The following is a 12,316-nucleotide window of genomic DNA, read 5'->3' as shown; positions in this document are numbered from 1 at the left end:
TTTATAGATTGAGACAACTGAAAGGCGGGGGGATGCAGTTAAGAGACGGCGGGCATAGGAGCCCGGCCGTTTCTTTTTTTTGTTACATTGACAATGGAAAGTCATCAATTTAGACTTTTTTTATTGGACCACTTACAGGAAACGAACTTTTCGGCTTGAAAGGATGATATCCGAAATGCACTTCCATATCGCTTATCACGCATATCTCGAGAGATACCCGACGAAGCTTTTGGCGCTCTACCATGCGCTGCACGACGGGGTAACCGGAGGGGTTCTCGCCTACGGGCTGCGGCTTCCGTCTACCCGGGAGCTGGCTGGACTGTACGGGCTCTCGCGCGGGACGGTCAACCAGGTGTACGAGATGCTGGCCTCCGAGGGCTATTTACAGTGCCGGCCCGGAAGTGGCACCTACGTCGCTTTTCGCAAGGAGGGGCAAGGCGACCCGGACGCGGCCCGTCCGGAGGCGTCTTACCGCTTGTCGGCTTGGGGGGAGCGGCTTGAATCGACCTCGCCCCGCGGCCGCATGGTGCCGCGGATGGACGTCGATTTCGACTGCTTCGCGCCGGACCTCGACGCTTTTCCCCGCGAGGCGTGGAACCGCTGCCTGTACGCCGCGGTGCGCGAGCTGACCGCCTCCGGCGCGGACCGGGGGGAGTGCCCGCCGCAAGGCTACGGGCCGCTGCGCGAAGGCATCGCCCGCTATCTGCGTCGTGCCCGCGGCATCGCCGTAGAGGCCGAGCATATCGCCGTCACGGCCGGCTCGATGCAGGCGCTTGCGCTGCTCGCGCAGCTGCTGGTCGAACCGGGCGAGCCGGCTGTCGCCGAGACGCCGGGCTACGCGGGCATCCGCCGGGCGATCCGGGCCGCCGGAGGACAGTGCATCGACGCGGAGGTCGATGCACAGGGGATCGTGCCCGCGGACTGGGAGGCGCGGGCGCTGTTCGTGACGCCGACGCGGCAGTTTCCGACGGGGGCGGTGCTGAGCCTGGAGCGGCGGCAGGCGCTGCTGCGGTGGGCGTACGAGTGCGAAGCCGTCATCGTCGAAGACGATTACGACAGCGAGTTCCGCCACCGCGGCAAAAGCCTGGAGCCGCTCAAGACGCTCGACCGCGAGGAGCGCGTCGTCTATGTCGGCAGCTTCACCAAGACGCTGCTTCCCGACGTCCGCATCGGCTACGCGGTGCTGCCGTCTTCGCTCGTGCAGCCGTTCGTCCGCGCCCAGGCGCTGTACGAGCCGCACCCGGCCAACCTGCTGGAGCAAAAGGCGCTGGCCGCTTTTATGGCTTCCGGGGAGTACGAGCGGCATCTGCGGCGGATGAAGCGGATCTACAGCCGCAAGTTTGCCTTGTTCATGCAAATACTCACGAGCGAATTGTCGGACCGGTTCCGGTTTGTCGAAAGCGACGCGGGACTTCATATTTTCGGCTGGTGGCTGGGGACGGAAAGCGAATACTTGGACTACCGGGCAGCCTGCGAGGCCCACGGCGTCCGTTGGTCGGAAGCGCGGGTCGAGACGGAAACGGGGGTAAGGTACGGAGCGTACTTCAATTTTCCGCATTTGTCCGAAGAGCAGCTCAGGCAGGGCGTGGAACGGATGAGTCCCAAGACCTGATAATTAACAAAATCTTCATATCATGCTATATCGTCCCTTAACAAAACTTTGCTAAGCTAGGACAGTATGACTATTTTGGTCATAAACATTTCCAATTTTTTTAGCAGGAGGATGGTTATGCTGTTCAAGAAAGCAGCAAGGTGGGTCTTGGTCGCATCGCTTGCTTTTCCAGTTTCGACGGCACTGCCGGGTCCGGAAACAGCGCGGGCGGCGGCGGATGCAGCCGGTCATTGGGCGAAGAAAGAAATCGCCAATTGGCAGGATCTCGATTTAAGCGAAGGCTATCCGGACGGCACGTTTCGTCCTGATGCCAGCATCACTCGCGCAGAGTTTGTGGCTCTGGTCAACCGCGTTTTCCGTCTGAAGGATAAGGTGTCCGTCGACTTCAGCGATGTAAAGGCGGGAGACTGGCATTTTGACGAGTTCGCAAAAGCCCGTTCAGCAGGGTATGTGAGCGGATACGAGGACGGCACCATGCGGCCGAACGTACCGATTACCCGCCAGGAAGCGGCTGTCGTGCTGCAGGGGCTATTTCAGGCGAAAGCTTCGGCACAAAATTCAGCCATCGCCAAGTTTAAAGACGCGGGGACGATTCCGTCTTGGAGCAAGGCGGCGATTGAAGCCGTAGTCTCTCAAGGGTACATGAACGGCTATCCCGACGGAAGCTACATGCCGGATCGTCCGATCACCCGTGCGGAAGCTGTCGTTACGTTGGATCGCGCCAAGCACATTTCGGACAAGCTGGCTCGCTATGATCAAGCGGGGACGTACCGGGAAGCGGCGGACGGCTCGGTGATCGTATCTTCTCCCGACGTGAAGCTGGAGAACATGACGATTGCCGGGGACCTCGTGCTGACGCAAGGCGTCGGCGAAGGAAACGTGTCGCTCAAGCATGTCAACGTAAAAGGGACGACGCTGATCAAGGGCGGCGGTCCGAACAGCGTTCTCATCGACGATTCTTCCTTGGGAACGGTCGTCGTGGACAAGAAGGGCGGCAATGTCCGGCTGGTGGCGGGCGGCGGCACCGAGATGGGCGAGGTGCGCCTGAAATCCGGCGGCAAGCTGGAAGACCGGACGGGCAAAGCAGCGGGGAAAGCATTCGGTCAAGTGATCGTGGATACGCCGACGCCAGCCGGATCGGCAATTAAGCTGGCCGGCCAATTCGGAGACGTGCAGGTGCTTGCCGCCGGTGTATCGGTCGAATTGGAAAAAGGCTCCTCGACGCGCGTATCGACTCGTATCGTCGGCGCCGTTACGACGATCGTCGTGAGCGAAGGCGCGGTAAGCGAACTGAGCATCGGCCCCAATACGAAGCTGGAGCTTCGCGGCGGTACCGTCGACCGGTTGACGGTCGAGCCGGGAGCGGGGCGTGACGCCGTGCGTATCGACGGACCGGCGGCAGTCAAGCGCCTGACGATTAATGCTCCGGTAGCCGTTAGCGGCAGCGGTACGATCGAGAACGCGGTCGTCAACGTGAACGGAGCCTCGCTCGAAAAGGCGCCGAAGCATCTCGAGCTGGGCAAAGACGTAACGGTCGTCGTTGCCGGCAAAAACATCAACAGCTCCAATATCGGCACGATCAATGGCGGAGGAAGCGGGAGTTCCGGGTCTTCCGGTTCGGGCAGTTCTTCTTCCGATTCGAGCTCCGGGGATTCGTCCGACCAGACGGCTCCGGCCAAGCCGAGCGATTTTCGCGCTACGGCATTGATCGGTGCGGTGGAGCTGGGCTGGAAAGCCAATACGGAAACGGATTTGAAAGGCTATTACATCTATCGGGACGGGGTTAAAATGCATACCGCTTCCGTGACGGCTACGACGTACACCGTAACGGGACTGACGTATGGCAAACCGTACCTCTTCGAGCTTTCGGCCTTCGATACGAGCGGCAACGAATCGGCCAAAGCCTCGCTGTCCAAGCAGCCGCTTGAGCCGCAGGCCAATCGCGCGCCTGTGCTAGCGAAGGCGCTGGACGATCTGACGCTGACGCTTGCGGGCGGAAGCCGGATAATCTCGTTGGCTTCGACCTTCACGGACCCGGACGGCGATGCGCTGACGTATCAAGCGTCATCTTCTTCCGAAGCCGTTGTTCAAGCATCCGTCAACGGCTCCGAGCTTACAGTTGCCCCGATTTCCGTCGGCAGCGCGACCGTCACGGTGAGCGTCTACGACAATAAAGGCGGCACTGCGCAGACGTCTTTCCTCGCGACCGTCGTTCCGGCTTCGAACGGCGATGCCGAAGCGGCCACACGGGATGCCGAAGCGCTGTCGCTCGGCGATACGAGCGCCGTGACGGCGGATTTGACGCTGCCGTCGGCAGGACTTCACGGAAGTGCGGTGACGTGGGCAACGAGCAACGCCGCACTCGTCTCCGCTGCGGGCAAAGTGACGCGCCCGGCCGCAGGCATGCCGGACGGACAAGTCGTGTTGACCGCGACGGTCCGCAAAGGCGCGGCGCAGCAGACCAAGACGTTCAACGTGACCGTAAAGGCACTGTCCTCCGGCGCGCTGACGGATGCGGAAGCCGTGAGTAAGGCGAAAGAGGCTTTAGCCCTGACTTATAACGGATATGATTCCTCCTTGGCGCTTCCGGCAAACGGAGCCGAGGACACAACGGTCGTATGGTCGCTGAAAGACGCCGCCCAAGCCGGTGTGATCGATCCGGGCACCGGCAAGGTCATGCGCAGCGGACTGACGAAAGACGTGAATGTCGTGCTCATCGCAACGATTCGCCGGGGCGACGTGCAATCGACTAAAGAATTCACGCTGACGGTCAAAATGCTGCAGGTGAAGCCTGCCGTGAATTCGGTAACGGCTTCGGACGCCATCGTAACGGGTACGGCCGAACCGGGAGCGGCGGAGATGATCAGAACGGGTCCGAAGACGCTGGGTACGGCCCAAGCCGACGCGGTCACCGGAGAGTTCGCCGTCGCCATTGCGCCTCAACCGGAAGGAACGGTGCTTGAGGTTTTATCTTCGCAAGCGGTCGGCGCCGCTTATGTGCTCGTGACGGAAGCAGGCGCTATGACCGACGCGCAGGCCGTCGCCGCGGCGAAAAATGCGCTGACGGATGCAGTTATTTTGAACGGAAATCCGGACGTGAATCAAGTGACGACGGCGCTCAAGCTGCCGGGAGCCGGATTGAATGGGACTTCCATCGCATGGATCTCGGACAACGAAGCGATTGTTACCGCGGGCGGTACCGTCAAGCGTCCCGTTATGGGCGAGAACGACGCTTCCGTCAAGCTGACGGCCACGATCAGCCGCGGTAACGCTACAGATACGAAGACGTTCCAGCTGCTGGTGAAGGCGCAGACGAAGCCGCTGCAGATCGAGAGCATTGCGCCGGTTCAAGCGGCCGTGGACAAGAATGCGGCCTATGCGCTTCCGGCACAGGTAACGGCGAACATGAGCGACGGTACGACGCAGCAGGTTAACGTAACCTGGAATCCGGCCGCAGCGGACACTTCGGTTGCAGGAACGTTCCTGTTTGAAGGCACCGTCTCCGGCTATGCGGGCAAAGCGGCTTTGACCTTGACGGTCCGTGATATGTCGGCGGCGCTTACGGTTTCGGCGGCATTGGCGCTGGCTACCGGCTCGAGTGCGACAGTCGAAGGATACATCGTCGACGCCGATGCGAACCCGGGTTTCTCGGGGTACGGCATTTTGCTGGCGGATGCACCGGGCTCGGACAAAGCGAATACGATCATCGTAAAGTTTAAGAAAGCCGACCGCGACGGAGTGTTCAGCCGGGCGCAGGCAGCAGGCAAGAAGATTCGGATTGCCGGAATTATTACCGATAACGCTTATATGAGTCAAAAAGGATTCGCCGACACGTATGCGTCCCTGGAGTTCGTCGACGGAGGTGCACCGCAGCAAGCTCAATTGTCTTATTCCGTGAGCGTATTTAAGGAAGCCGCTGCCGACGACGGCAGCATCGACAATAGCGTTCCTCTCACCGTCACGCTGGCCAACGATACGTTCACGGGCGCGGCGGGAGAAGAGTTCGTTGCTGCCGGCAAGCTGCAGATCGGATCGCTGCCGGCGGGGCTCGCTGTATCGGCTGTCCGCACAAGCGCCACGCAGCTCACGGTTCAAGTGAACGGCAAGGCGTCCGCCCACCGGGCGGCGGACAGCATCAGCAATTTGACGTTTACGTTTGCGAACACGGCATTTGCCGGTGGAGATGCCTCCAAAGTCAACGGCGCGGTGAAAAATAATTTGACCGTTACTTTTATCGAAATTCAAAGCATCGATCCGATCGCAGCCGCGGCTGCCCGGGGCACAGCGTACAGCTTGCCGGCCCAAGTCCAGGCGAAAATGAGCGACGGCAGCACGAAGCCGGTGAATGTCGTTTGGAATCCGGCGGCCGCCGATACAAGCGTCAGCGGCACCTATATTTTCGAAGGCGCCGTTTCGGGCTACGCGCCGAAGGTCCAACTGACTCTGACCGTCAGCAATTCGGATACGACCGCCCCGGATGCTTTTGCCGTCAACGAGCCGACTTCGGCAGATGACGGCGTGAACGGCAACGGCAAAAGCAGCGTGACGATTACATGGACGGATTCGGCTTCTTCGGATGTGGATCATTACGAGATTGTCGCCAAGACCGGCTCCGCTCCTACGGTTGCGGATACCGTATACGGCCAGACCCGCATCGCGCGCGGCGTACAGACGGCGACCTTCGCTTGGAATGCCGGAGAGAACGTATACGTCGGCGTCGTCGCTGTCGACGGAGCGGGCAACAAAACGTTGTCCCTGAATGGCGCGAAGCCGAATGTGACGACAGCGGCCGACGGCGGAAGCGGAACGGTCAATTTGCTCGCGAACGGCGGGTTCGAGTCGGTGAATGGGACTTTGGGATCTTCCGATACGTTTACGAATTGGACGAACAAGCTCGCATTTAACAACGCAGGCACGAACGTCAAAAAGGACACGGCCGTCAAAGTATCCGGAACGGGTTCCTTGAAATGGCGGACGAATCAAAATACGCCGAACAAACTGTATTTGGTTGCCGACGCATTCCCGATGAATCCGCAGAAGCAATACCGGGTCACCCTGCAGGCCAAGCTTTCGAACGATACGGGAGCGACCCACAAATTTGTGGTCGGCTTCGGAAGCAATTCGGATACCGAGAACTATTCGGCCAAAACGCAGTACAAAGATTTTACGGCCGAGGTCAAAGCGGAATGGACGACGCTGCAATGGACATTCAACGGTTTGCAGAGCACGAATCAATTTTTTATGTACTTTGCCCGTCCTACGGGGTCGGGAGCGTCCGCCCAAATCAACATCGACGATATTGTGATCGAAGAGCTGTAAAAGGAGGAGAAGCCACCTATGATCGATTTTCGTAAAAAAGCGCTCAAGGCGCTGCTGGCCTTCGCTATTGCACTTCCACTCGGCCATTATTTGACCGGAACGGGCGCGGCGTTCGCCGAAGGCCCTTCCGATCCGGCCCCTTTCCTTCAAGCGGCCGGTCCGGTCAACGGAATGAAGGTATTGTTCGACAATACGCACGCCCAAACGGCCGGTGCCGCAGACTGGGTCATCGACGGAGGGTTCTCGGATTTTGCCAATGGCATTGCCAAGAGCGGATACTACGTGAAGGAGCTGCGCAAATCGTCTCCTATTACTTACGACGATTTGAAGGATTACAATGTCTTTGTCATCCCGGAAGCCAATAACCCGTATAAAACGACGGAGCAGGCGGCGATGCTCGAATACGTGCAGAAGGGCGGCAGCATCTTTTTCATATCCGACCATTACAATGCCGACCGGAACAAAAACCGCTGGGACGCCTCCGAGGTGTTCAACGGCTACCGCCGCGGGGCCTGGAGCAATCCGGCCAAAGGGATGAGCGCCGAAGAAGCGAACTCGGCGGCCATGCAGGGCGTGCAGAGCTCCGATTGGCTCGGCCAAAATTTCGGCGTCCGCTTCCGCTACAACGCGCTTGGCGACATTAACGCCACGACGATCGTCAAACCGGCCCAAGCGTTCGGCATTACCAAAGGCGTTAAAGCGGTAGCGATGCACGCAGGCAGTACGCTTGCGATTATCGATCCGAAGAAAGCCAAAGGCATCGTCTATCTGCCGTCCACTACGGCAAGATGGGGCAATGCCGTAGACAAGGGCGTATACGCCGGCGGCGGCTTGGCCGAAGGCCCGTTTGTCGCCGTGGCGAAGGTAGGACTCGGTAAGGCCGCCTTTATCGGCGACTCCTCTCCCGTGGAAGACGCGACGCCGAAGTATAAGCGGGAAGAGAACGGCCAGTCCAAAAAAACGTACGACGGCTTCAAAGAAGTCGACGACGGCGTGCTGCTGGTCAATGTCGTCCAATGGCTCAGCAAGAAGGAAAATTACCGGACGCTCGACGAGGTACAGGGCTTGGAATTGGACCCCGTTACTTCGCTGCTGACGAGCGGGGCGGAGAATGAAATTCCCGAACAAACGATTGAGCCGCAACCCGAGCCCTGGGCTGCTCCTTCGCCGGGCTACAAATGGTGGGATCCGAGCACGTTTTCAAGCGGCTCCTACGGCAAGTAAGGTATGAAAAAGCGGTTGAGCAGAAATTTTGCTCAACCGTTTTTTTGCTGTATGAAGTGTTTCAAGGTATGTAACCGGGAAGTTGAAGTCGACAACGTAGGATTCTCCTTAATAAAACCTTATGCTGCACTTTACGTGCGATTTACACAAAAAATGTATACTGGACATGGTTCGACATTGGTGTCGTCCCATTTTTTATTTTAAGAGGGGGATCGGGAATTGATATTAAGAAAAACGTTAAAGAAATCCGCCGGCATTTTATTGTCTTTCACTATGCTCTTCGCGGGTCAACTGCCTTCTGTCTCGCCAGTGTCGGCAGCCGCTTCCGGCGGAGATTATGTTCGTCATTGGGCGGAAAAAGAAATCCGCAATTGGACCGACCTTGAACTGGTAAACGGTTACGAGGACGGTTCGTTCAAACCTGATGCCTCCATTACGAGAGCGGAATTCGTTGCGCTTGTGAACCGGGCGTTCGGCTTGACGCAGAAAGCCCCCTCCGGTTTCTCGGATGTAAAACCGGCAGATTGGTACAACGATGAAGTGTCGGCCGCAAAAGCAGCAGGCTACATCAACGGTTACGGGGACGGAAGCTTCAAACCGAATCAACCGGTGAGCCGTCAGGAAGTGGCGATCATGCTCCAAGGGCTGCTGAAGCTCTCCACATCGGATCAGTCCGGCCCTGCGTTTCAGGATGCCGCCGACATTCCGGGCTGGAGCCGGGAAGCCGTGCGAACGGTTGCCGCTCTGGGGTATATGGGAGGATATCCGGATCGTACCTATCAGCCCGCGCGATCGATTACCCGGGCCGAGGCGGTTATGACGCTGAATCGCGCCAATCCGCTCGCTTCCAAAACCGCTTCTTATGATCAGGCGGGTACATACAATGGCCGCGCCGAGGGTCATGTCATTGTCCGTTCGGCCGGTGTGAAGCTGGAGAACATGGCTATCGACGGCGATTTGATTTTGACCGAAGGCATCGGCGAAGGCAATGCCGACTTGAAAAACGTGACGGTGAAAGGCCGTACCATTGTGCGCGGTGGCGGTCCGAACAGCATCGTCATCGAAGATTCCAAGCTCGGTCAAGTGACGGTGAGCAAAACGAACGGACAAGTCCGTCTGCTCGCCAAGGGAACGACAACGGTAGGTGAAGTACGCCTGAATTCGGGAGCAAAGCTCGAAACGAACGGTTCATCGGGCGCGGCCTTCGGCAAGGTGGATCTTACCTCTCGCATGCCTGCCGGCTCTACGGCCACGCTGGCCGGAACGTTCGATGAGGTGTACGTGAACGCATCGAATGTCACGATCATATTCGTGAACGGGAACCTTAAAGCATTTACGCTTCGCGAGCAAGGAAAAGGTTCGAGCCTGAATGTGCAAGGCGGAACGGTAAACGCTTTGACACTGGACGCTACGGCGAATGTCGCCTTAAACGGAGGCGTCGTCGAGCAGTTGAAAGTCAACGAGAAAGCGGACAACAGCTCTATTCAGGTAGGGGAACAAGCCGCTATAAAAACGTTGACGCTTAATGCGGCGAGCACAGTCAAAGGCAGCGGAACAATTGAGAAGGCGATTGTCAATAAAAACGGCAGCACTTTTGAAAAGGAGCCTAAGAAGCTCGAACTGGCTGCCAACGTCGAAACGAAAGTCGGCGACAAGAAAATCACGGGCTCGAATGGGGCCGGGTCCCCAACAGGGGGCGGCTCGTCGGGAAGTGGAAGCAGCAACGATGAAGTTGCCAGACCCGCGCCGCCGGCAGGCCTGACTCTTTCGACGGGAATGTACGGTCTGACGGCCAGATGGAAAGCAGCTGCCGACAGCAAGGTGACCGGGTACAGCGTCAGCTTGTTTACGAAAGACGGCAAGCAGGTCGGTTCGGAAGCCACCATACGGAACTCCTACTATTCTTTCATCGGACTGGAAAAAGGAACGGCGTACAGAGTAAGCGTATCGACAATCGGCGATAACGGAACCAAATCCGAGCCGGCAGCATTGGAGACGACGACGCTCGCTTCAGGCAATATCCCGGTACAACTGCTGAGCATCAATGACCTTCACGGAAAAATCGATCAAACGTACTACGAGAAAAACGTGCCGACGCTGGCGAATCCTTCGGTCACCGAAAGCACTTATGTCGGTCGGATGGACTACGTCGCAGCCTACATGAAACAGCGCCGGGCGGCGCAGCCGAATACGCTGCTTGTCGAGTCGGGCGACCTGTGGGGAGGCAGTTCTCCGGTATCGGCCCTGCTTCAAGACGAGCCGACCATTGAAGTGGTGGAAACGATGGGTTTCCATGTCGGAACGGTCGGCAACCACGAATTTGACGAAGGTACCGCGGAAATGCTGCGCATGGTGAACGGCGGAACGCATCCGAAGGGCACCGAAAACTACAAGGGTACCAATTTCCCGCTGCTTGCAGCCAATATCGTGTATAAAGATACGGGCAAAACCGTCCTGCCTCCGTATGCGGTCGTGGAAGTGGCCGGGGTGAAAGTCGGCTTTATCGGCGTGGTTACAGCATCGGCAGCCGGTATGGTGATGCCGGCGGGCATTCAAGACATTCAGTTCACTGACGAAGCTCAGGCGGTCAACAAAGCGGCAGCGGAGCTGAAAAGCCAAGGCGTTAAAGCGATGGTCGTTCTGGCCCATATGGACGCAACGCAGGGAGCGAACGGCACCGTTACCGGAGCGTCCGCGACGCTGGCTAAAAATATCGATCCGGAAGTGGACGTTATTGTGGCGGCGCACAATCATGTGGTTGTAAACGGAACGGTGAACAACAAGCTGATCGTACAGGCTTGGGAGTACGGCAAAGCACTGGCCGACATCGATCTGGAAATCGATCCGGTAACTCAGGATATTGTAAGTAAAAAAGCGGAGATCGTGTATACGAGACAAGACGCCATTCAGCCGGATGCTGAAATAAGTAACATCATTAAGAAGTATGAAAACCGAATCGCTCCGATGATCAACGAAGTCGTAGGCAATGCAACCATTCCGATGACGGGTGGCTATGCGAACGACGGCGACAATGCGCTGGGCAATTTGCTGGCAGACGGCATGAGATGGTCGATGAATGCCGATTTTGCGATGATGAACGGCGGCGGAATCCGCGACAACCTGAACGCAGGGCCCATCACGTGGGGAGAGCTATTCAATATCCAGCCGTTCAATAACGTGCTGATGAAAGTGGAGATTAAAGGGAAAGATTTGGACGCCATCGTCAATGCCCAGATTTCTTCTACATTCGGCCCGGACTACAGCATCAGCGGCTTCCGGTATGAATATGATGCAGCTACGGGCAAAATCACCAAAAAAACATTGCCGGACGGCTCGCCGATTGATAACAACAAGACGTATACGCTTGTGGTGAACAACTTTATGTATACGTCCACGGGAGCAAAATACGCTCCGATCGGTCAGCTTGGCAAAAATCCGGTCACCGGACCGGAAGATTTGGAGGCCACGGTTGCCTTCGTACGGAATTACAAAGGTGACATCGCGTACGTCCGAGATGGGCGAATCGCCAAAGCGAAAGCGCCTGAGCCGGGCCCGGATTTGGGTAAAGTTACGATCCGGCAAGCACGCGCGGCGGCTGACAACAGCAAAGTAGCGATCGAAGGCGTGGCCACATCGAAATCGGGCATTTGGGGAAGCAAAGGCTTTTATCTCCAAGATGCTACTGGTGGCATGTACATTTTTCAAAGCGGCATCGATATCGATCCCGGGGACCATGTAACCGTCACCGGTCTGATCGGCAAATACAATGGAGAGCTTCAAGTCAATGCGGATAAAAACGGAGTTGTCAAATCCGCGACCGAAGCGGTTCCATCTCCGCTTAACGTTACGCCTGCTCAGGTCGGCCCTGCTAACGCTGGGCAACTCGTCAAGCTGAGCGGCGTCACGATCGCCAATTTAACGAAGATTAACGATTACGGCACATTTGAATTCGATGCGGTAAAAGCTTCCGAGCAAATACGGGTACGGGTCGATAACCGGATTGGGCTGACGTACGATCAGTTCCGTTATCGAAACGGGGACACCGTAGACGTAATAGGCGCATCCAGCCGGTTTAACGAGAGCGCTCAAGTAAAAGTCAAGGATTCCGCGGATATTACCGTTCCCGGCGGCATGACGATTACGGACCTGGTTTACGGAGCG

General features: G+C 57.5%; 2 protein-coding genes and 3 pseudogenes. All 5 read left to right on the top strand.

Annotated features, from left to right (window positions below):
* Positions 1-175: 175 nt before the first annotated feature.
* A complete protein-coding gene (pdxR, locus tag ET33_RS07605) occupies positions 176-1,612 on the top strand; it encodes a MocR-like pyridoxine biosynthesis transcription factor PdxR (RefSeq protein WP_036678834.1) in 1,437 nt (478 codons plus the stop codon).
* Between the two features lie 117 nt (positions 1,613-1,729).
* Positions 1,730-6,931 carry an immunoglobulin-like domain-containing protein gene (locus tag ET33_RS07600; protein ID WP_036678831.1) on the top strand — a complete coding sequence of 1,734 codons (5,202 nt, stop codon included), beginning with the start codon at positions 1,730-1,732 and terminating at the stop codon, positions 6,929-6,931.
* Positions 6,932-6,949: 18 nt separating this feature from the next.
* A pseudogene (locus ET33_RS07595) lies at positions 6,950-8,149 on the top strand (DNA-binding protein); the annotation flags it as partial.
* A gap of 279 nt (positions 8,150-8,428) precedes the next feature.
* Positions 8,429-10,126, top strand: a pseudogene (locus tag ET33_RS39665) (S-layer homology domain-containing protein); the annotation flags it as partial.
* Positions 10,127-10,156: 30 nt separating this feature from the next.
* A pseudogene (locus ET33_RS39660) lies at positions 10,157-11,701 on the top strand (bifunctional metallophosphatase/5'-nucleotidase); the annotation flags it as partial.
* Positions 11,702-12,316: the final 615 nt, after the last annotated feature.

Source organism: Paenibacillus tyrphae, assembly GCF_000722545.1.
GTDB classification, from domain to species: Bacteria; Bacillota; Bacilli; order Paenibacillales; family NBRC-103111; genus Paenibacillus_G; species Paenibacillus_G tyrfis.
This window is presented reverse-complemented; position numbering and strand designations above follow the sequence as displayed.

Coding starts and splice junctions, on each gene's coding strand:
- pdxR (WP_036678834.1), top strand. CDS start 176: ATGCACTTCCATATCGCTTATCACGCATATCTCGAGAGATACCCGACG.
- ET33_RS07600 (WP_036678831.1), top strand. CDS start 1,730: ATGCTGTTCAAGAAAGCAGCAAGGTGGGTCTTGGTCGCATCGCTTGCT.